Consider the following 20,638-nt stretch of genomic DNA (forward strand, 5'->3'; position numbering starts at 1 on the left):
GTCCCGGGAGAAGCGGGCATGCCGCTTCCACACCGTCTGCCACGGCCCGAACCGCTCCGGCAGATCCCGCCAGGCGATCCCGCAGCGGTAGCGGTGCACGATCCCCTCGACCACCTGCCGATGCTCCCGATACGGCCGTGACCGTCCCCTGACCTGCGGCATCAGCGGCTCGATCACCGCCCACTGCGCATCCGTCAACTCAGCCAGCGGCGCCACGATCAAGATCCTGCCAGGTCAGCCCGACTTGGGAGACGTGCCCTAGGCGCGCCTCCTAGAACCGCCCGCCGAGCCGACGGGATCGCCTTGGGACGAGGCGGCCCTCATATTCGGCCGAGGTGCCACACAGGGCTGTAACCGAGTCAGGAGGCTTGGAAGACGGTGTCGAGATGCCACTCGAGGAACTGCTTGCCGGGACGGTCGGCCCGGCGCTCGGGCAGGGCGATGGTCTGGCCGGCGCGGCTGTAGAACTGTTCGCCGTTGCGGAACTCCGCGCGTAGCCGTGGGCTGACCAGCAGCCGGTGATGGGTGTCGACGCCGAGGTAGCCGCGGTCGTAGAGGGTGTGCACGTCTGAGCGCAACAGCACGCCGTTGTCGAGCCGGTGTTCACCGCCGGAGGGCAGCGGGCGGATGTGCGCGGCCTGCAGGGTGGGACGGATCTTGTCCCCGGTGATGGCGCAGCGGCGGTCGTAGGCGCCCAGAACCACAGCTTGGAAGGCCTGCTGCCCGAGGCGTTGGGGTGTCAGGCGGGGGTCGCCGTACACCGGCCCGTCCAGCCGCCACGCCTGCTCCAGGTCGAGCTCGATATCGGTGCCGAGCACCCGATGCAGCAGCCGGCTGAAGTAGGTCGACCAGCGGGCGTCAGCCAGGTCATAGCCCTTGCCCTGCACGATGCTGGGAGCGAACTCCGGTGGTGGCTCCGCAGCCGTGTCGGCGGGGAAGAAGCGGGTGTCGCGCACCAGCACGCAGCCGATGACCGGGTCCTCGTGCGCGGTGAGGGGCTGCCGGCGGTACCCGCCGACCCGGGCGCGCATCTCCTCCAACGTGCGGGCGCCGTTGCCGAGGCCAAACATCTCCCAGGCCTCAGAGATCCGCAGCGGGACGAAGCCACTGTAGAAGCCACCGCCCACCACGCGGTTGTGCGGATGGTGGCTCTTGAAGAAGAACGGCTCCCCCAGGCTGAGTGCTCCGAACCGCCGACCGCCGGACGGGCGCCAAAAGTTCACCTCACCGCCAGCCGGCTGGTCGGCGAGCTGGCGGTACCACTCGCCGTCGGTGACCCCGACGTAGGCCTTCACGCTCGCCAGTGTGCAGCGACAAGCTGATTGGGCAACGTCAAGGCGCCTCATCCATCCTTGCGGAAGCCTTCGATGTCTATTGCGGTTGGGAAGCCAGGGCTCGCCTTGCGGCGCTCGCAAACCAAGGCTTCGGCCTTGGACTTCATGGACCTCTTCCACCGTCGGCGGCCGCGAATGTGAGCCCAGGTCAGCAGGAGCGCCAAGCCACCCAAGACTCCGATGACGCGAACAAGGCGCCAAGAATCCACCCACCCATCGCCGGTGAAGAACACCGGGTCACGAAGCAGCGCAACCAAGATGACGAGCAGGAGCAAGACCACCGGCATGAGCAGCCAAGTAGGGCTCGGCGTGCTGGCGACCTGTGATGGGGTCAACGGGGGTCGAGGCGGGCGGGGCCTTCTGCCTTTGGTCGAGGAAGTGCGCGTTGGCCGTGGCGAAGCCGGTTCACTCTCGAACAGGCGCTTGCCTAATTCAGGCGACGATTGGACGGGCCCTGTGCGCACCGCTCCTGAACCGGGTTCAGTCCTCGACGAGGGCTGATGCGGCTTCGGCCTAAAGATGTGCTGCGCAACGCGGCCGACCGGGGTCATACGGCCGTCGACGTCAAAGACGAACAAGGCAACGGCCCGTTTGTCCGCCTCCTCGATCGCCGCCTTGCTATAGGCGCTGGCAGCGAAGAAGAACTTTTGGGCTGGCGGATGGTCCAGCGAAGCGCCCAGTAACCGCTGGATGTCCGGACGGCCCACCTGGACGGGTCGGTTCTTCACCTGATCCGGGCCAACAGGCAGAGCTCGGGCATCGGCGTGGCCCCGCTGGCGCAGCCAACGCTCAGCGGCAATCTCGGCATCCCGCGGAGTGGTGATCCGCATCGGTTCCGGCTGCATCACATCCCCTGTTCGCTGAACAACGCCTGGTGACAGCGCAGGCGCTCCAGCAGGACGATTGAGTCTTGCAGCTGCCGATACACCGCACATGCAGAAGAACCTCATCATGACGATCACCGCGGTGGCCGCGCTCACCGCCGGCTGCTCAAGCTCAGCTGAGGAAGTCACGGTCGCTGCGCCCAGCACGACCGTCGCAGCACCCGCGCCGTCCTCAACGGCGGCAGCGCCGACCACGGCCGCCGAGAGCCTGGACGCAGCGGCGGTCCTGGCCCAGCTACAGAGCGCCGGCCTGCCTATCACCGACAGTGCCGCTGTGACCGAGACCAACGACTCAAACAACCTCATCGGCCGGCCGGGGCAGTACGTGTCGAAGGTGGCGTTCGCCGATAGCCGCGTCGGCCAACCGATCGACCAGGCCGCCCCCGGCAATGAGGCCGGCGGGTCGATCGAGGTGTTCACCACGGCCGCCGAGGCGCAGGCACGGTCGGACTACATCCAGAAGAGCCTGGCCAGCCTGGGCCCGGCCGCCGGCACCGAGTACCACTACCTCACCGGCACAGCTCTGGTCCGAGTCACCGGCGTGCTGCCGCCCTCGGCTGCAGCCGAGTACGAGACCGCCGTCGCCTCGATCGGCTGACCCGATGCTGCCGTCTGCCTCAGGTGACGGAGGCGGGCCCAGACAGCGCCAAAGCCGGGTCCCGTCATTCCGGCGGGGGTCCCGGCCTCACTTCCCACAACCCGTGGGAGGTGGGCTACGTCCTCATACTGCCAGGAACCTAGGTAAGGCAACGCAAGGGCCGCGCCTCACCTCATCGAGGGGTCGCTCGCTAAGTCGCTCTAGCAGCTACTGGTCGGCCAGCGGCCGCGCGCCCGCTGGCCGGCGCGGTACGTGGTGCTTGTCCAGGGCCCGCCGGACGGCGGTCTGGGTGCGGTCGACGAGCTCGGCGATCTCCCGCAGGGACCGGCCCTCGGCGTACCGCTCGACAATGAAGGCATCCAGCCGCGCCTGTAGCAGCGGGTGCGCGCTGTACCGGGTGCCGGCGTACTCCGGCCGCGGGCGCAGCTGCGGCCGCGGCGGGTAGGGCACGCGCTCGAGTGTGCCCACCTTCGGACAAGTCAGGCCGTAGGCGGAGGGTCTTCTCGCCGAGAAGGGGGATGCCACCGTCAGAGTCGGTGATCTCTTCGCGTTAGTTCGGAGGCCGGGCTAGGCGATGCGCGCGAAGTCCAGCGCCTTGACGCGGTCGCTGCCGTCCCCCACCAGCTGCTCCCAGATCTCCGCGACTCGCGTTGTCTCGGTGGCGCGGACGAATTCGAGGCAGGGCCACAGCGGCTTCCGCCCCACCGCCCCAGCCGTCGGCGTCGGCGTCGAGCACCCCGTCGGTGGCCGGTGCGGCGGTCAGCGCCAGGGCGGCGGCCAGCGTGCTGGCCCCGGCGCCGCCGCAGCTGCCGGCCACGGCCGCGAGCCAGCCGCGGGCGACCGGCACGCGCAGGGCGGTGACCACCCGCTCCACGAACCAGTGCTCGTCGCGCGGGAGCGCCAGCACCCGCTCGGCGCCGGCCTCGACCGCCGCGGCCCAGTCGTCGGCGGGCAGGTCCCGGTCGGCGACGACCAGCACCCCGGGACGGCGGGGCAGCCCTCGCACCGCGGCCGAGGCCAGGGCGTCGGCGCAGAGGACCACCAGGGACGCCGTGCGGTGCGCGCGCCGCAGCGGGGCACCGCCCTGGGCCACCTCGGGGGTGCACCCGGCGGTGGCGAGCAGCCGGAGGACGTCGTCGAGCAGGTCGTCGTCGGCGCCGACCACGAGTGGAGGGGAGCCGGGCGGGGGTGCGGTGCGCCCGGGGCGGGCGGAGTGGACGGTCACCCCGACACCGCACCCGGCAGGGCCCGTCGGCGCGAGGACCTGCGGCGATCTGTGGACAACCCCTACGGGTGTGGACGGCGGCGAGCCGCGGGGGCGCCGACGTGGGTGCACTTACCGTGTGACCTGTGCACCGCAGCGCAGCCTTCTTCGACCTGGACAAGACGGTCATCGCCAAGTCCAGCGCGCTGGCGTTCGGCAAGCCCTTCTTCCAGGGCGGGCTGATCAACCGGCGGGCGGTGCTCAAGGGCGCCTACGCCCAGTTCGTGTTCTCGGTGGCCGGCGCCGACGAGGACCAGATGGAGCGGATGCGCGACCAGCTCACCGCCATGTGCACCGGCTGGGACGCCGCGGTGGTCCAGGAGATCGTCCGGGAGACGCTGCACGTGATCGTGGACCCGCTGGTCTACGCCGAGGCCGCCGACCTCATCCAGGAGCACCGGGACGCGGGTCGGGAGATCGTCATCGTCTCCAGCAGCGGGGCGGAGATGGTCGAGCCGATCGGCGAGATGCTCGGCGCCGACCGCGTCATCGCCACCCGGATGGTCGTCCAGGACGGCCGGTACACCGGCGAGGTCGCCTACTACGCCTACGGGGAGAACAAGGCCGCGGCGGTGCGCGAGGTGGCGGCCGAGATGGGCTACGACCTGGCCGACTGCCACGCCTACAGCGACTCGATCACCGACCTGCCGATGCTCTCCGCGGTGGGCCACCCCACGGCGGTCAACCCCGACCGGGGGCTGCGCCGGGAGGCCGCCCGGCGCGGCTGGCCGGTGCTCACCTTCGTGCGCCCGGTGCCGCTGCGCACCCGGTTCACCCCGCCCCGCGGGCAGGTCGTCACCGGGGCGGCCGTGGGGGTGGGTGCCGCGGTCGCCGGGTTGGCCTGGTACGCCCGCCGCCGCACGCTGCGCGGGCCGGCGGTCGGCCGGACGGACGCCTCCGACGTGCTGGTCCCCCGCCGCGGCCGCCGCGAGGCCTGACCTCCCCGCGGCCGCTACCGTCCACCCACCGGGCGCCGGTGCGCCCCGGTCAGCACGACGACGACGGGAGCAGCCACGTGCCGGAGCGGACCACCCGCGCGGCCGAGCGCGGCCCGGACCTGGTCGTGCCGCTGTGGCGGGCGGTGATCGCCTTCCGGGTGCTCACCCTGGGGCTGGCCGTGGGCGGCTGGGCGTTCGCCCGGGACGAGTACCCCGGCACCCTCGCCCCGGTGCTGCTACTGGTGGCGATGGCGGTGTGGACCGCGGTCACCAGCGTCGCGTACGCCCGGGCGTCCGGCCGGCGCACCCGCTCGGCGGTCGTGGACCTCGCCGGCACCCTGGTGGTCATCGCCCTCACGCTGACCACCCAGAGCACCGAGGGGCTGCACGGGTCGGCGCCGATCATCACCGGCATCTGGGTGGCCGGGCCCGCCTTCGCCCTGGCCCTCACCGAGGGTCGCGACGGCGGGGCGGCGGGCGCGGTGGTGGTGTGGGTCGCGGTGACCGCGCTGCGCGCCCGGGTGGGCGACGCCGAGTTCGGCAACCTGGTGCTGCTGATGGTGTCCTCGGTGCTGGTCGGCTACGCAGCCACCACCACCCGGCGGGCCACCGTCGCCCTGCAGGAGGCCACCGCGGCCGCGGCAGCCGCCGCCGAGCGCGAGCGGCTGTCCCGCTCGATCCACGACGGGGTGCTGCAGGTGCTCGCCGCGGTGCGCCGGCGGGGCGAGCAGATCGGGGGCGAGGCGGCCGACCTGGCCCGGCTGGCCGCCGAGCAGGAGGTGGCGCTGCGGGCGCTGATGTCGGCCGGCCCGACCACCGCCGCCGGCCGCACCGACCTGGCCGCCTCGCTGCGGCTGCTGGCCACCCCGCGGGTCCAGGTGGTGACCCCGGCCGGGCCGTTACCGCTGCCGAGTGCCACGGTGCACGAGCTCACCGCCGTGGTGCGGGAGGCGCTGACGAACACCGCCGCCCACGCCGGCGACGACGCCCGCGCGTGGGTGAGCGTGGAGGAGGACGACACGGGGGTGCTGGTGAGCGTGCGGGACGACGGGCGGGGCATCGAGCCGGGCCGGCTGGACGCGGCGGTGCTGGACGGCCACCGCGGGATCAGCCAGTCCATCTGCGGGCGGGTCCGCGACCTGGGCGGCACCGCGACGCTGCGCAGCGCACCCGGGGAGGGCACCGAGTGGGAGCTGGTCGTGCCCGTCCCGCAGGCTGTGCGCCGGTGACCGGCCCAGCGGCGGAGCAGGACGCAGCGACCACCGTGATGGTCGTCGACGACCACCCCATGTGGCGGGAGGCCGTGGCCCGCGACCTCGGCGAACGCGGCCACCACGTCGTGGCCACGGCCGGCGACGCCGCGGCGGCGGGCCGGATCGCCCGCGCGGTGCGCCCGGACGTCGTCGTGCTGGACCTGAACCTGGGCACCGCCTCCGGCGTCGACGTCACCCGGGACGTGGTCGGCGCACTGCCCGGCACGCGCGTGCTGGTGCTGTCGGCCAGCGCCGAGCAGAGCGACGTGCTGGAGGCGGTCAAGGCGGGCGCGTCGGGCTACCTGGTGAAGTCCGCCTCGCTGGACGAGCTGGACGACGCCGTCCGGCGCACCGCCGCCGGCGACGCGGTGTTCAGCGCCGGGCTGGCCGGGCTGCTGCTCGGGGAGTTCCGCCGGCTGCAGTCCGGGCCCGACGACGGCGTCCCGAAGCTGACCGAGCGGGAGGTGGAGGTGCTGCGGCTGGTGTCGCGCGGGCTGTCCGCCCGGCAGATCGCCGAGCGCCTGGTGCTGTCGCACCGCACGGTGGAGAACCACGTGCAGAACACGCTGCGCAAGCTGCACCTGCACAACCGGGTCGAGCTGACCCGCTACGCCATCGAGCACGGCCTCACCGACACCTGACCCGCGGAAAGCCCGGTGAGGACCGCCCAGCGGCCACTTCCGCGGAAACGGCCATCTACCGCGGCCCCGCCCGGGAACGACCGGGATCAACAGCGGCCATTTCCGCGGGAACGGCCGTCAGACGCCGAGGCGCTGGCGGACCGTGTCGACCAGGGTGCGCACGCCGGAGACGGGCTGGAAGGCCCGCGCCGCGGCGGTGAGCGCGACCTGCTCGTCGGCGGCCAGCTCCAGGTCGGCCGCGGCCACGTTGAACTCCAGCTGCTCCACGCCGGAGGCACCGGGGATGACCACCACCTGCGGCAGGCCGAGCAGCCAGGCCAGCGCGACCTGCGCCGGCTTCACGTCGTGCGCTGCGGCGACCTCGCGCAGCAGGTCCAGCAGCGGCGCGATCCGCGCCAGGTTCTCGGTACCGAACAGCGGGTTGACCGCGCGCACCCCGCCGGGGCGGTTGTCGACCCCGTACCGGCCGCCGAGCAGGCCCTGCGCGAGCGGGCTGTAGGCCATCACCATGCGGTTCTCCCGCTGGGCGAAGGGCACCAGGTCGTCCAGCGGCTCGGCGTGCGCCAGCGAGAACTGCACCTGGTTGCTCACCACCGGTCGGCCCAGCGCGACGTCGGCGGCCTGCCAGCGGGCCAGCGAGTAGTTGCTCACCCCGACCGCACCGATCCGGCCCTCGTCGAGCAGCGCACCCATGCCCTGCATCGTCACCGAGTCGGGCACCACCGGGTTGGGCTGGTGCACCTGGTACAGCGGGATGCGCCGCAGGTCCATCCGCCGCGCGCTGCCCTCGAAGCGGTTGCGCACCACGGCCGGGAAGGGCGCCACCGGGAAGACCTTGCTGGCCACCACGACGTCGGTGCGGTCCGACCCCAGCGCCTCGGCCAGGATCCGCTCGCTCTTGCCGAAGCCGTAGACCTCGGCGGTGTCGAACAGGGTGACGCCGAGGTCGCGGGCGCGGCGGACGATGGCCCGCGCGTCGCCCGCGGCGTAGGAGTCGCCGTAGCCCCACTCCTTGGAACCGAACTGCCAGGTGCCCAGACCCACCCGGCTGACCTGACCGAGACCGTCGACGTCGAGGAAGCGCATGGCCGCCAGTGTCGTCCTCGTGCGGCGCCGGCGCCCGGGCGGTCCGCACTCGCGGGGCCGGCACACCGCAGCAGCGAGGATGGGCCGGTGACACCGACTCCCGCGCCCTCCCCGGCCTGGACGCCGGAACGCGTCGTCGACGTCGACCGGGCCGCCGCGCTGGTCGCCGCGGCCTTCCCCGGGCTCGCCGGCCGACCGGTCGAGCCGTTCGGCGAGGGCTGGGACAACACCGTGCACCTGGTCGGCGGCGAGTGGGCGTTCCGCTTCCCGCGCCGCGCGTCGGCCCTGCCCGGGTTCCGCCGCGAACTCGAGGTGCTGCCCCGGCTGGCACCGCTGCTGCCACTGCCGGTGCCGGTGCCCGACCTGGTCGCCGTCGACGACGACCCGGTCTCACCCTGGCCGTTCACCGGCTCCCGGCTGCTGCCCGGCAGCGAGCTGGCCGAGCTGCGCCTGCCCGAGGCGGACCGGACGGAGGCGGCCGCCGCGCTCGGGGCCTTCCTGCGGGCCCTGCACGCACCGGCCACCCGGGACGCCGTCGACGTCGCGCTGCCCGTCGACCCGGTCCAGCGCGGCTGGCCCGCCGTCCGGCCGGAGCGCGCCCGGGCGCTGCTGGACCGGCTGACCGACGACGGCACCTGGCCCGGTGACCCCACCGTGCACGCGCTGCTGACCGAGGCCGGCCGGCTGGACGCACCCGCCGGGGAGCCGGTGCTCGCGCACGGCGACCTGCACGTGCGGCACGTGCTGCTGGACGGCGCGGGCTCGCTCACCGGCGTCATCGACTGGGGCGACGTGTGCCTCGCCGACCCCGCCGTCGACCTGTCCGTGGCGTACGCGGCGTTCACCGGCCGGGCGCGGGCGGCGCTGCTGGACTCCTACGGACCGATGGACGCCGAGCGGGAGCTCCGCGCGCGGGCGCTGGCCGTCCGGCTCAGCGCCCTGCTCGCCGACCACGCCGCCGCCGCGGGCCGGGAGACCCTGCTGGCCGAGGCACTCGCCGGCCTGCGCCGCGCCGTCGACCCGACCTGACACGCCACCGCCCGCAGGGTCCACGGAACCCGCCCACACAGCACGCACGAACCGCAGCCACCAGAGTGCGCAGGAGCACGACCACAGAAAGCGCGCGAACGGCGGGGGCGGGGGCGGGACCCGGGTCAGCCGCGCTGCAGGCTCTCGCAGACGGCCAGACCCTCCAGGGCGCCGTGCTCGGTGGCGCGGCAGCAGTGCACCAGCCAGGCGGCGACGCCGTCCGGGTCGCCGGAGCGGTAGCCGGCGAGCGCGGCCCGGTAGCCGTCGACGCCGAGCTCGGCGAACCCCACCTCGGGCACGGAGACGGCCTTGGGGTCCAGGCCGCGGGCGATGCCGGTGATCCGGGCCGCACCGCGGGCGACGACGCCGTCGGCGAGCCGGAACGGCGCCATCGCGGCCAGCTCTCCGTGCACCACCGCGGCGATCAGCACCGCCGGCAGCGTGGTGGTCGCGGTGATCACCGAGAACAGCGCGCCCAGCCGCGGCCCGACGTCCGGGGCGGGGCGGCCGAGGTCGGCGGCCGGCGCCAGGTCGGCGGCGGCGAGCACGTGCAGCCGGGCGAGCACCTGGCCGGGGGCGCGGTCCCAGGTGTCCACCATGGCGCCCAGGCCCACCGACACCCGCAGCGAGCCCTGCAGCACCGGGTCGTGCACGTCACCGGCGCGCAACTCGGCCAGCGGCACGTCCACGCCCTCCAGCGCGGCCGACGCCCGCGCCCCGCGCAGCGCGGACTCCGAGCTGACCCCGGCCGACTCCCGGCGCAGCACCTTGTGGCCCAGCAGCCGGTCGACGGAGGCGCGGGCCGACTCGGCGGCCTCGGCGACCCCGGGCAGCCCGAGCAGCGGCGCGAGCGGGTCGGGGGCGGCCGGGCGGGGCGCGGACGCGCCGGGGCGCATCGGGATGGTCACCCGCGCAACGGTACGAGCCGGCGGTGCGGCGCACTCGCCTAGGCTGTGCCGCGATGGCCGCCCCGCTGACCCTGCTCGTCGTCCGGCACGGCCAGAGCGAGTGGAACGCCGCCGGGCTGATGCAGGGCCAGGTGGCGCACGTGCCGTTGACCGAGCTCGGGCACGCCCAGGCCCGTTCCGCGGCCGACGAGCTGGCGTCGCTCGCTCCCGGCGCGCTGCTGAGCAGCGACCTGCAGCGAGCCGTGCAGACCGCCGAGCACTGCGCCCGCACCACCGGGCTGCCGGTGACCACGACCCCGGCGCTGCGCGAGCAGGGCTACGGCGACTACGAGGGCCGGCCCAGCCGCGAGCTGTGGGACCTCGTCGACTGGACCGACGTGCACTGGGCGGCGCCCGGCGGCGGCGAGAGCCTGGCCCAGCTGCACGCCCGGGTGGCCGGCTTCCTGGAACTGCTGCGCGCCGACCCGCCCGCCGACGTCGTCGCGCTGGTGACCCACGGCGACACGATCCGCGCCCTGACCGCGGTGCTCGCCGGCGACGGACCCGAGGCGATGCCGGTGGTCACCCCGCACAACGGCACGGTCACCCGCGTCGAGCTGCCGCGGTGAGCGCGGGCGGTGTCGGGCCGTGAGCCGGGTGCTGGTGCTCGGCGGCTCACGGTCGGGCAAGTCCGCGCACGCCGAGTCGCTGCTGGCAGGCCGGGACGACGTCCTGTACCTGGCGACCTCGCGGGTCGAGGACACCGACGCCGACTGGGCCGAGCGGGTCCGGCTGCACCGCGACCGCCGCCCCGCGGGCTGGACGACGCTGGAGACCACCCTGCCCTCGGACCTGATCCGGCCCGGCGCGGTGCTGGTGGACAGCATCACCACCTGGGTGGCGGCGCTGATGGACGAGACCGGTGTGTGGACCGACGACGAGGCAGCCCCGGCGCGGCTGGCCGGCCGCTGCGACGCCCTGGTCAACGCCTGGGTGATGACGCCGGCGCACGTGGTGGCGGTCAGCGACGAGGTCGGGCTGGGCGTCGTGCCGGAGACCCGCTCGGGCCGGCTGTTCCGGGACACCCTGGGCACGGTCAACCAGCGGCTGGCCGCCACCGCCGACGAGGTGTGGTTCGTGGTCGCCGGGCTGCCCCAGCGCCTGCGGTGAGGCGACCGTGGTGGGCCGGCCCCGCCGAGTCGCTCGCGCTGCTGACCGCCGTCCGGGTGCCGGCGGCCGCCTCGGCCCGCGGGGTGCTGCCGTGGGCGCCGCTGACCGGGCTGCTGCTCGGCCTCGCCGCAGCGGGCACCGCCTGGTTGGCGGCCCGGTACGCGACACCGCAGGTCGGCGCGGTGCTGGGCGTGGCGGTGCTGGCCGCGCTGACCCGCGGGCTGCACCTGGACGGGCTGGCCGACACCGCCGACGGGCTGGGCCCGCTGCGCGGCCGGGAACGCGCGCTGGCGGTGATGCGCCAGGGCGACGTCGGCCCGTTCGGCGTCGTCACCCTGGTGCTGGTGCTGCTGCTGCAGGTGGCCTGCCTGGCCGCGCTGCTCGACCGGGACGGCGGCTGGCCGGCCCTGGTCACCGCGGTGGTCACCGCCCGGCTGGCCATGGCACGCACCGGGCTGGCGGGGGTGCCGGTGGCCGAGGGGTCCTCGCTGGGCCGGGCGGTGGCCGGCACGGTGTCCCGCGGCTGGCTGGCCGGTGCGCTGCTGCTGTGCCTGGCGGCGGCTGCGGGCGCGGGAGCGGTGACGACCTCCCCGTGGGCGGCCACGGCCGTCGCGGTCGGGCTGGTCTGCTCCGAGCTGCTGTACCGGCGCGCGGTCGGCCGGCTCGGTGGGGTCAACGGCGACGTGATGGGGGCGATGGGCGAGGTGGCGGCCACCGCCGCCCTGCTGACCGCCGTCGTGCTGACCGGCTGACCCCCTGCGTCCCACGGTGTACCCCGGACCCCCGTCCCGCAGCCGGGACCGGGGGTCCGGGGTACACCGTGCACGTCATCGCTCCGGCCGGTGCGCGGACCCGGGCCGGTCGCCCGCACCACGCCCTGCGGCCAGCTCGCGTCCGGCCGCGCCCTGACCGGTGGACCGGTCGACCGAACGTCCGCGCCCGGCGGCGCCGCCACGCGTGGCGGTCCGTGCCGTGCCCGTCAGGCCTGCGCGCCGGCGCCCGGCTGCTGGGCCGGGGTCCCGCCGCCCTCCAGGTCGCCCTCGGTGTCCAGGTAGGCCTGGCGCAGGTCGGCGAGCAGCTGCGGGTCGGGCTCGGCCCACATCTGCCGGTCGACCGCCTCCAGCAGTCGCTCGGCGATGCCGTGCAGCGCCCACGGGTTGGACTCCTCCATGAACGCCCGGTTCTCCGGGTCCAGCACGTAGGTCTGCGCCAGCTTCTCGTACATCCAGTCGGCGACGACGCCGGTGGTCGCGTCGTAGCCGAACAGGTAGTCGACGGTGGCGGCCATCTCGAAGGCGCCCTTGTAGCCGTGCCGGCGCATCGCGGCCAGCCACTTGGGGTTGACCACCCGGGCCCGGAACACCCGGGACGTCTCCTCCACCAGCGAGCGGGTGCGCACGTGCTCGGGCCGGGTGGAGTCGCCGATGTAGGCCTTGGGCGAGCTGCCGGTCAGCGCGCGCACCGTCGCCACCATGCCGCCGTGGTACTGGAAGTAGTCGTCGGAGTCGGCGATGTCGTGCTCGCGGGTGTCGATGTTCTTCGCCGCCACCGCGATCCGCCGGTAGGAGGTCTCCATGTCCGGCCGGGCGGCGACGCCGTCCAGCCCGCGACCGTAGGCGTAGCCGCCCCAGACGGCGTAGACCTCGGCCAGGTCGGCGTCCCCGCGCCAGTCCCGGCTGTCGATCAGCGACAGCAACCCGGCCCCGTAGGCACCCGGCTTGGAGCCGAACACCCGGGTGGTGGCCCGCCGGCGGTCGCCGTGCTCGGCGACGTCGGCCTCCACGTGCGCCCGGACGAAGTTCTGCTCCGGCGTCTCGTCCAGCCCGGCGGCCATGGCCACGGCGTCGTCCATCATGGTGACGACGTGCGGGAAGGCGTCCCGGAAGAAGCCGGAGATCCGCACGGTGACGTCGATCCGGGGCCGGCCGAGCTCGGCGAGTGGGATCGGCTCCAGCTTCGTCACCCGGCGGCTGGCCTCGTCCCAGACCGGGCGGATGCCCAGCAGCGCCAGCACCTGGGCGACGTCGTCACCGGAGGTGCGCATGGCCGAGGTGCCCCACACCGAGAGCCCGACCGAGCGCGGGTGGCCCCCGGTCTCGGAGACGTAGCGCTCGACCAGCGACTCGGCCAGGCCCTGCCCGGTCTCCCAGGCCAGCCGGGAGGGCACGGCGCGCGGATCGACGGAGTAGAAGTTGCGCCCGGTCGGCAGCACGTTGACCAGCCCGCGCAGCGGGGACCCCGACGGGCCCGCCGGGATGTAGCCGCCGTCCAGGGCGTGCAGCGTCATGTCCAGCTCGTCGGTGGTCTTCTCCAGCCGGGGCACCACCTCGGCGACGGCGAACTGCAGCACCCGCTCGACGTCCGGGGAGTCCTCGCCCAGCACCTCGCGGACCACCGGCGCCACGGCCTCGGCGGTCCAGCCGGCCGCCTCCATGCCGGTGACCAGCGCGAGCGCCCGGGCCTCGACGTCGTCGGTCTCGTGCAGGCCGGCCGAGCCGTCCTCCACCAGGCCGAGCGCCTCGCGCAGGCCGGGCAGCGCGACCGAGCCGCCCCAGATCTGCCGGGCCCGCAGGATGGCGAGCACCAGCCCGACCCGGCCGTCACCGGTGGGCGGGGAGCCGAACACGTGCAGCCCGTCGCGGATCTGGGAGTCCTTGACCGCGCAGAGCCAGCCGTCGACGTTGAGGATCATCTCGTCGAACTCAGCGTCGTGCGGGCGCCCGTCCAGCCCCAGGTCGTGGTCGAGCTTCGCGGCCTGGATCAGCGTCCAGATCTGCTGGCGGACGGCGGGCAGCTTGGGCGGGTCCATCGCGGCGATGTTGGCGTGCTCGTCGAGCAGCTGCTCCAGCCGGGCGATGTCGCCGTAGGTGTCCGCCCGGGCCATCGGCGGCACCATGTGGTCGATCAGGGTGGCGTGCGCCCGGCGCTTGGCCTGGCTGCCCTCCCCCGGGTCGTTGACCAGGAACGGGTAGATCATCGGCACGTTGCCCAGCGCCGCGTCGGGCGCGCAGGACGCCGAGAGCCCGACGGTCTTGCCCGGCATCCACTCCAGGTTGCCGTGCTTGCCGACGTGGATCACCGCGTGCGCGCCGAACTCGTGCCGCAGCCACCAGTAGGCGGCCAGGTAGTGGTGGCTCGGCGGCAGGTCGGGGTCGTGGTAGATCGCGATCGGGTTCTCGCCGAAGCCGCGCGGCGGCTGCACCATCACCACGGTGTTGCCGGCGCGCAGGGCGGCGAACACGATGCAGTCGTCGGTCGGGTCCACGAACAGCTCGCCGGGCGGCGGGCCCCAGTGCTCGACCATCCGGTCGGTCAGCTCGGCCGGCAGCGTGTCGAAGAAGGCGCGGTAGGCGTCTGCCTTGATCCGCACCGGCTGGCCGGAGAGCTGCTCCGCGGTGAGCCACTCGGGGTCCTGCCCGCCGGCGACGATCAGCGCGTGCACCAGCGCGTCGCCGTCCAGGTCGGCGACGCCGGGGAAGGAACCCTCGCCGTCGAAGGGCCCGATGTCGTAGCCCTGCCCGGCCATCGCGGCCAGCAGCCGGACCACCGACGCCGGGGTGTCCAGGCCGACGGCGTTGCCGATCCGGGAGTGCTTGGTCGGGTAGGCGCTCAGCATCATCACCACGCGGCGCTCGGCCGGCGGGATGTGCCGCAGTCGGGCGTGGCCCAGCGCGATGCCGGCGACCCGGTCGGCGCGCTCGGGGTCGGCGACGTAGCTGGTCAGCCCCTCGTCGTCGACCTCCTTGAAGGAGAACGGCACGGTGATGATCCGGCCGTCGAACTCCGGGATGGCCACCTGGTTGCCCACGTCCAGCGGGGAGAGCCCGTCGTCGTTGGCCGCCCAGGTGGCGCGGTCGCTGCCCAGCACCAGGCCCTGGACCACCGGCACGTCCAGGTCGGCGAGCAGGCCGACGTCCCAGGCGCCGTCGTCCCCACCGGCCTGCACGGCGGCCGGGGTCTGGCCGCCGGCGGCGAGCACGGTGACCACGAGGGTGTCCACGCCGCGCAGCGCGTCGATCATGGCCGGGTCGATCTGGCGCAGCGAGGCGGTGTAGATCGGCAGCGCCTGCCCACCCGCGGCCTCGATGGACCGGCACAGCACGTCGACGAACGCGGTGTTGCCGGCCAGGTGGTGCGCCCGGTAGTACAGGACGCCGACCGTGGGCCCGTCGTTGACCGCGGGGCGGGGCACGACCCCCCAGGACGGCGCGACGGCGGGCGCGTCGAAGCCCTCGCCGTCCAGCAGGATGGTGTCGGACAGGAAGCGGTGCAGCTGCACGACGTTCTCCGGGCCGCCCTGGGCCAGGTAACCGTGGGCCTGCGTGGCCAGCCCCATCGGGACGGTGGACAGCTCCATCAGCTCGGCGTCCGGGATCTGCTCGCCACCCAGCACGATCACCGGGCGGGGGCCGGCGAGCAGCGGGGCGATCATCTCCTCGTACCGGCGCCGCGTCCCGAGGATCCGGACGACGACCAGGTCGGTGCCCTCGCAGAACTCGGCCAGCTTCTCCGGGCCCACGCGGTACGGGTTGCCCAGCTTCCAGTCGGAGTCCGAGGTGCGCGCCGACAGCAGGTCGGTGTCGGAGGTGGACAGCAGGGCGAACGTGCGTGTGCTCATGGCGAGCCTCCCTCGGGGTCCGCGCGTGCAGGTGTCGGACCTCGTGTCGTCGGGCACGGCAGCCGGCGTCTGGCTCCCCCGGTCGCCCGGGGTCACAGTGGCGGGACCGCGCCGGCTCGTGTTCCGGCTTCCTCGCTGCACTGCCGTGATGCGCCGACGGTACCGCCCCTCCCCCGGCCGCCTCCCGGCGCGCGCGGCGAGGCCCCCGCGTCCGGTGCGCCGGGCCGGGCGCCGCCCAGGCACCGTCGGCACCTCCGGGTCACCGCCCCACGGCCGGACCCGCGGCCGGTGACCTCGCGGTGCCGACGCTGGACGCCACGGGCCACGAGGACGGCCAGGCAGGCGCAGGCGGGCGCGGTGGCGTCGTTGCGGTGGCGGGCGCGCCGGGGCACGCTCGCGGGGTGGCCAGGACACGCGAGCGCGCGCCGGTGACGCCCGAGCGGGAGGCGGAGCTGGCGGCGGTGAGGGCCGCGGTGACCCGCCGGATCGGTCCCGAGTTCGTCGCCGCGCGGCTGGTCCCGCTGCTCACGCTCCCGGTCGACCTGGCCCTGCCGCTGCTCCGGCGCCTGCGGGGCCGGACGGGCGTGGCGCTGGCCCCCGACCTGGTCACCCAGCTGAACACGGTGGCCGTCGTCGCAGCGGTGCACGCCCTGCGGCGTCGTCCCCGGTCCCGGGCGGAGCGGTGGGCGGCTGCGGGTGCCGCGGTCTGGTGCGCCACCAGTCCGCTGCTGGCGGCGCGCACCGACCGGCTGGTGGTGCTCCGCGGGCGCTCGCCGCTGTGGGCCTACGTGGTCGGCGGCGTCCTCAGCGTGCCGGTGAGCGTCGCGACCGTCACGGCGATGCTGGTCGTCATGCGCTCCGCCCGCGACGAGCACCGGCGCGCCACCGGTCACTGACCTGCCGGCGCGGCGACAGGTGCCCGCCGGCCAGGACGCGCGCGCGGGGCCCCCGGACGGCTGCTCAGGCAAGCCTCAGTTGGCTGGTGGGGTCGCCGGGGAGGTGTCACCCTCGTCCCATGACCTCTCTCCAGGAACTCCCCCAGGTCCAGGACTGCTCCGCCACGAGCTGCTCCTACAACGCCGACGCCGCCTGCCACGCCGGCGCCATCACGATCGGCGGTGACCACGCCCACTGCGGGACCTTCGTCGAGATCTCGTTCCGCAGCGGCCTCGAGCGCACCGGCACGGTCGGTGCCTGCCACCGCACCGACTGCCGGCACAACGAGAAGCTGGAGTGCTCGGCGGCCTCGATCAGCGTGGGCGCCGGTGCCGACGTCGCCGACTGCCTGACCTACGACGCCAGGTAGTCCGGCGCGGCGATCTGCTCGGGCACCAGCCGGCCGGCCGGGTCGGCGCGCAGCGCCCCGTCGGCGACCGAGAGCGCGGCCACCGGGTCGCTGTCGTCGACCAGCACGGCACGCCCCGGCCCGGCCACGCCGCGCACGGCGCTCAGCACCGCCCGCCGGGCAGCGGCCGGCAGCCCGTCGGTGACCCGGTCCACCAGCACGAGCGCCGCACCGGACGTGCGCGCGGTCTCGACGGCGTCCATCCGCTCGGCGAGACCCGCGCACGCCCGGGTGACCAGGCGGTGCACCGGGACGCCCGTGTGCCCGGAGGCGCACCGGGCGCTGCCGTCGTCCAGGGCGTCCATGACCTCGCGCCGGACCGCGTCCGGCCCGAGCAGCACCGTCACGTCCCCGGCCTGCAACCGCAGCCCCATCGACCCTCCCGGTCTCCGACTGAGGCAAGGCTAACCTGCGTCAGGGCAACCGTCCAGGGTGACCGGGGCCGCGGGTGGGGTGCCGCCGGCGCGGGGTCCGCGCCGTGGCACCCCACCTCGGCTCAGGTGGGCAGCCAGGCGTCGACCTTGTCCTGGTTCGCCGCGATCCACTTCTTGGCAGCGTCGGCCGGGGTCATGCCGTCCTGGGCGATGTACCGGGCGACCAGGTTCTGGTCGTCGTTGCTCCAGCTGAAGTTCTTCACCAGCTGGTACCCCGGGCCGTTCTCCTCCGCGAAGTCCGCGCGCACGATCTTGTCCAGTGCGTACGTCGGGTAGTCGCAGGCGACCTTCTCCGGGTCGGCGTCGCAGCCCTCGGTGTAGGGCGGGAGGTCGACCTTGACCAGCGGCACCTCCGAGAGGAACCACTGCGGGCTGTAGAAGTAGCCGATCAGCGGCGTCCGGTCGGCCTGCGCCTGCCGGAACGAGGTGATCAGCGCGGCCTCGGAGCCCGCGTACACCACCTGGAAGTCCAGCCCCAGGTTCGCGACGAGCGCCTCGTCGTTGGTGACGAACGACGGGTCGCCGTCCAGCAGCTGGCCCTTGCCCCCGGACTCCGACGTCTCGAACAGGTCGGCGTAGCCGTTGAGCTTCGTCCAGTCGGTGATGTCGGGGTACTGCTCGACCATCCACGGCGGCACGTACCAGCCGATCTCGCCGGTGGGCCCGGTCGGCCCGGCCTCGACGGCGACCTGCTGCTCCTCGATGTACTGCTGCTTGAGGTCCTCGTGACCCCAGTTCTCCAGGATCACGTCCACCTCGCCGGTGGCGAACCCCTGCCAGGAGACCTCCTCCTTGAGGTTCTTCTGCTCCACGGTGCACCCCAGCTGGGTGGTGGCCACCTCGGCGACCACCGCGGCGTCGGCCTCATAGCCGACCCAGGGGTTCACCGCCAGGTTGATCGTGCCGCAGTCACCTGCCCCGGCGGCCGGGGCGTCGGTGGACTCCTCGATGGTGGAGGCGCCACACCCGGACAGGCCGAGGCTGAGGACGGCGGCGACCGCCCCGGTGCGGACGACGCGCCTGCGGCCGGCGCCCCGGGCACGACCGCGGTGGACGACTGTGAGCACAGGAGTTCCCTTCGGTGGCGGCTGCCGGGCGGCAGCCGTGGTGCGCGAGCCGGACGGCGGGGTGCGCCGGGCCGGCCGGGAGGTGTCAGGCAGGGGCACGGGTCCGGGCCGCCGCGGCCTGGGTGACGCGGTCGAGCAGGACGCCGAGCAGGACGATGCTGGCGCCGGCGGCGAGGCCCTTGCCGTAGAGCGTGCTCTGGCTGAACCCAGCCACGACGTCGTAGCCCAGCGCCCCGGCGCCGACCAGCCCACCGACGACCACCATGGCCAGAACGTAGATCAGACCCTGGTTGGCGGCGAGCGCGAGGGCGTGCCGGCTCATCGGCAGCTGCACCTTGGTGACCACCTGCCAGCGGGTCGACCCGGCCGAGGTGGCGGCCTCGACCGTCTCCACCGGCACCGCGCGGATGCCGTCGGCGACGATCTTGGTGGTCACCGGGACGGCGTAGACCACCGCGGCGAGGATGGCGGTGAACCGGCTGGCGGCGAACAGCGCCAGGAACGGCACGAGGTACACGAACGGCGGCATGCTCTGGGCGGCGTCCAGGAACGGCCGGACGGCGGCGTCGACCCGCGCGCTGCGGCCCATCGCCACCCCGGCGGTGACGCCGAGGGAGAGGGTGAGCACGGTCGCGACCAGCGTGGAGGCCAGCGTGGTCATCGAGTCCTCCCACAGCCCGAGCGCGATGAGCAGGCCCAGGCAGACCACGGCGGCGACCACGGCCCGCCGTCCCCCGGCGAGCCCGGCGAGCGCGACCAGGGCGCCACCGGTGACCCACCACGGGCTGTCGGTGAGCAGGGTCTGCAGCGGGTTGAGCACGCTCTCGGTGGCGGCGTCCTTGAACTCCAGCGTGAGCGCCGAGAGGTTGGTCTGCGCCCAGGCGCTCACCGCGTCCGCGGCGTCGGCGATGCGGGGGCCCACCGAGGCCTCGGCCGGGAACTGCGCGGCCCACACGTAGGTGCGGGAGAACCACACCGCGACCAGGGTCAGCACGACGCCGGCGCCCACCGCCGCCCGGCCCCACGGACCGCGGGCCGGGGCACCCCGGCGCCGCGCCACGCGCGCGCTGGCCGCCGACGTCGCGCGGTCCAGCAGGACGGCGAGCACCACGATCGCCAGCCCGGCGTTGAAGGCGGTGCCCACGTCGAGGGTCTCCAGCGCCTGCAGCACGGTCTGGCCGAGCCCCGGGGCGTTGATCAGCGCGGCGATCGTGGCCATGGACAGCGCCGCCATGATCGTCTGGTTCACGCCGGTGACCACCAGCTGCCGGGCCAGTGGCAGCCGCACCGTGCGCAGCGTCTGCCAGCGGTCGGCACCCACCGACCGGGCCGCCTCGACCACCCCCGCCGGGGCCTCGCGCACCCCGGCCGCGGTCAGCCGGATCACCGGCGGGACGGCGTAGACGATGGTGGCGATGGTGGCCGAGGCCGGGCCGATCAGGAACACCAGCGTCAGCGGGGCCAGGTAGACCAGCGACGGCATGGTCTGCATGACGTCCAGCACCGGGGTGAGCACGCGGTGCACCCGGTGGGACACCCCGGCCCAGATGCCCAGCGGGATGCCGATCAGCAGGCACACCAGCACCGCGGCCAGGGTGAGCGCGAGGGTCTCCATGCTCTCGGTCCACAGACCCTGCAGCCCGACGGTCACCAGCCCCGCGCCGGTGAGCAGCGCCACCCGCCACGAGGCGGCCAGCGCCGCCAGCAGCACGGCGACCGCGACCACGCCGAGCCAGCCGAGCACGGGCACCGGGCGGCCGAACGACGGCTGGGCGATCACGTCCTGGAACAGGGTGACCACGGCGTCGACCACCTGCCGCACGACGTCGAAGCCGTGGGTGAACAGCGGGTTGGTGGCCCGGCCGGCACCGATGGAGTCGGTGACCTCGCTGAGGCCCCGGTGCAGCGGGCTCAGCTCCGCCGGGCCGAGCGCCAGCGTCTGCCGGCCCCGCAGCAGGGCACCGAGCAGCACCCACGCCAGCAGGACGGCGGCCACGGCGAGGGCCCGGCGGGGCAGCCGCGCGGTGCGCCGCGGCGCGGGTGGCTCCGGCGCGGGTGCCGGCGGCGGCCGCTCCAGGACGGCGGTCACG

General features: G+C 74.5%; 21 protein-coding genes. 10 read left to right on the top strand and 11 right to left on the bottom strand.

All coding sequences use genetic code 11. The features are described 5' to 3' along the window. The 3 genes from G1H19_RS12635 to G1H19_RS12645 form a co-directional block, all read right to left on the bottom strand. Positions 1 to 216 (bottom strand): transposase (locus G1H19_RS12635; RefSeq protein WP_163638823.1); only part of this gene is annotated, 216 nt, incomplete at its 3' end. A gap of 143 nt (positions 217 to 359) precedes the next feature. After that, entirely contained in the window at positions 360 to 1,295 is a 936-nt protein-coding gene (locus tag G1H19_RS12640; RefSeq protein WP_174278051.1) for an HNH endonuclease, read from the bottom strand. 47 nt (positions 1,296 to 1,342) lie between these two features. Then, on the bottom strand, positions 1,343 to 2,314 hold the full coding sequence (locus G1H19_RS12645; RefSeq protein WP_163638825.1) for a restriction endonuclease: 972 nt from the start codon (positions 2,312 to 2,314) through the stop codon (positions 1,343 to 1,345). Between G1H19_RS12645 and G1H19_RS12650 the strand changes: the two genes are divergently transcribed. After that, positions 2,286 to 2,816, top strand: a complete 531-nt coding sequence (locus G1H19_RS12650) for a hypothetical protein (protein ID WP_163638827.1) — start codon at positions 2,286 to 2,288, stop codon at positions 2,814 to 2,816. The two genes, G1H19_RS12645 and G1H19_RS12650, sit on opposite strands and share 29 nt — an antisense overlap. A gap of 207 nt (positions 2,817 to 3,023) precedes the next feature. Here G1H19_RS12650 and G1H19_RS12655 read toward each other — a convergent pair whose 3' ends face one another. Continuing rightward, entirely contained in the window at positions 3,024 to 3,266 is a 243-nt protein-coding gene (locus G1H19_RS12655; RefSeq protein WP_162392979.1) for a helix-turn-helix domain-containing protein, read from the bottom strand. A gap of 100 nt (positions 3,267 to 3,366) precedes the next feature. Then, on the bottom strand, positions 3,367 to 4,041 hold the full coding sequence (locus G1H19_RS12660; protein ID WP_152729537.1) for a CpaE-like family protein: 675 nt from the start codon (positions 4,039 to 4,041) through the stop codon (positions 3,367 to 3,369). Between the two features lie 125 nt (positions 4,042 to 4,166). On the opposite strand from G1H19_RS12660, the gene G1H19_RS12665 reads away from it, so the two are divergent. From G1H19_RS12665 to G1H19_RS12675, 3 genes are all read left to right on the top strand, one after another. Next, complete coding sequence (locus tag G1H19_RS12665; RefSeq protein WP_162392978.1) at positions 4,167 to 5,018, top strand: HAD family hydrolase; 852 nt, start codon at positions 4,167 to 4,169, stop codon at positions 5,016 to 5,018. Between the two features lie 77 nt (positions 5,019 to 5,095). Continuing rightward, positions 5,096 to 6,247, top strand: a complete 1,152-nt coding sequence (macS, locus tag G1H19_RS12670; RefSeq protein WP_162392977.1) for a MacS family sensor histidine kinase — start codon at positions 5,096 to 5,098, stop codon at positions 6,245 to 6,247. Further along, positions 6,244 to 6,912 (top strand): response regulator, encoded by a 669-nt coding sequence (locus G1H19_RS12675; RefSeq protein WP_217269528.1) that lies wholly within the window; start codon positions 6,244 to 6,246, stop codon positions 6,910 to 6,912. The genes macS and G1H19_RS12675 overlap by 4 nt, the downstream gene beginning before the upstream one ends. A gap of 117 nt (positions 6,913 to 7,029) precedes the next feature. Here G1H19_RS12675 and G1H19_RS12680 read toward each other — a convergent pair whose 3' ends face one another. Beyond that, positions 7,030 to 7,998, bottom strand: a complete 969-nt coding sequence (locus G1H19_RS12680) for an aldo/keto reductase (protein WP_152729536.1) — start codon at positions 7,996 to 7,998, stop codon at positions 7,030 to 7,032. Between the two features lie 87 nt (positions 7,999 to 8,085). Between G1H19_RS12680 and G1H19_RS12685 the strand changes: the two genes are divergently transcribed. Beyond that, on the top strand, positions 8,086 to 9,027 hold the full coding sequence (locus G1H19_RS12685; RefSeq protein WP_162392976.1) for a phosphotransferase: 942 nt from the start codon (positions 8,086 to 8,088) through the stop codon (positions 9,025 to 9,027). Positions 9,028 to 9,152: 125 nt separating this feature from the next. Here the strand turns inward: G1H19_RS12685 and G1H19_RS12690 are convergent, their stop codons facing one another. Beyond that, the gene (locus G1H19_RS12690) at positions 9,153 to 9,935 is read right to left on the bottom strand and encodes a Fic family protein (RefSeq protein WP_202925900.1); all 783 of its coding nucleotides are present in this window, start codon (positions 9,933 to 9,935) and stop codon (positions 9,153 to 9,155) included. Between the two features lie 53 nt (positions 9,936 to 9,988). Between G1H19_RS12690 and G1H19_RS12695 the strand changes: the two genes are divergently transcribed. From G1H19_RS12695 to G1H19_RS12705, 3 genes are read left to right on the top strand one after another with little or no spacing between them, the layout of a single operon-like run. After that, positions 9,989 to 10,543, top strand: a complete 555-nt coding sequence (locus G1H19_RS12695; RefSeq protein ID WP_152729535.1) for a histidine phosphatase family protein — start codon at positions 9,989 to 9,991, stop codon at positions 10,541 to 10,543. Positions 10,544 to 10,562: 19 nt separating this feature from the next. Further along, entirely contained in the window at positions 10,563 to 11,084 is a 522-nt protein-coding gene (gene cobU / locus G1H19_RS12700) for a bifunctional adenosylcobinamide kinase/adenosylcobinamide-phosphate guanylyltransferase (RefSeq protein ID WP_162392975.1), read from the top strand. Next, positions 11,081 to 11,836, top strand: a complete 756-nt coding sequence (locus G1H19_RS12705; protein ID WP_235928123.1) for an adenosylcobinamide-GDP ribazoletransferase — start codon at positions 11,081 to 11,083, stop codon at positions 11,834 to 11,836. Before cobU ends, G1H19_RS12705 begins: the two co-directional genes overlap by 4 nt. 227 nt (positions 11,837 to 12,063) lie before the next feature. Here G1H19_RS12705 and cobN read toward each other — a convergent pair whose 3' ends face one another. Further along, entirely contained in the window at positions 12,064 to 15,702 is a 3,639-nt protein-coding gene (gene cobN / locus G1H19_RS12710) for a cobaltochelatase subunit CobN (protein WP_152729534.1), read from the bottom strand. A gap of 401 nt (positions 15,703 to 16,103) precedes the next feature. On the opposite strand from cobN, the gene G1H19_RS12715 reads away from it, so the two are divergent. After that, entirely contained in the window at positions 16,104 to 16,598 is a 495-nt protein-coding gene (locus G1H19_RS12715) for a hypothetical protein (RefSeq protein WP_152729533.1), read from the top strand. A 119-nt stretch (positions 16,599 to 16,717) separates the two neighbouring features. Further along, a complete protein-coding gene (locus G1H19_RS12720; protein ID WP_152729532.1) occupies positions 16,718 to 17,008 on the top strand; it encodes a DUF1540 domain-containing protein in 291 nt (96 codons plus the stop codon). On the opposite strand, the gene G1H19_RS12725 is transcribed toward G1H19_RS12720, so the two are convergent. The 3 genes from G1H19_RS12725 to G1H19_RS12735 all read right to left on the bottom strand — a co-directional run bounded on the left by G1H19_RS12725 (position 16,993) and on the right by G1H19_RS12735 (position 20,637). Next, positions 16,993 to 17,421 (bottom strand): hypothetical protein, encoded by a 429-nt coding sequence (locus G1H19_RS12725; protein ID WP_152729531.1) that lies wholly within the window; start codon positions 17,419 to 17,421, stop codon positions 16,993 to 16,995. The two genes, G1H19_RS12720 and G1H19_RS12725, sit on opposite strands and share 16 nt — an antisense overlap. Positions 17,422 to 17,543: 122 nt before the next feature. Further along, positions 17,544 to 18,548: an ABC transporter substrate-binding protein gene (locus tag G1H19_RS12730; protein ID WP_162392973.1), complete on the bottom strand. Its 1,005-nt coding sequence runs from the start codon at positions 18,546 to 18,548 to the stop codon at positions 17,544 to 17,546. An 85-nt stretch (positions 18,549 to 18,633) separates the two neighbouring features. Then, positions 18,634 to 20,637, bottom strand: coding sequence for an ABC transporter permease (locus tag G1H19_RS12735; RefSeq protein ID WP_162392972.1), 2,004 nt, complete (start codon positions 20,635 to 20,637; stop codon positions 18,634 to 18,636). Position 20,638 lies beyond the last annotated feature (1 nt).

The sequence above is a fragment of the Goekera deserti genome, assembly GCF_010685995.1.
In the GTDB taxonomy this organism is placed as follows: Bacteria; Actinomycetota; Actinomycetes; order Mycobacteriales; family Geodermatophilaceae; genus Goekera; species Goekera deserti.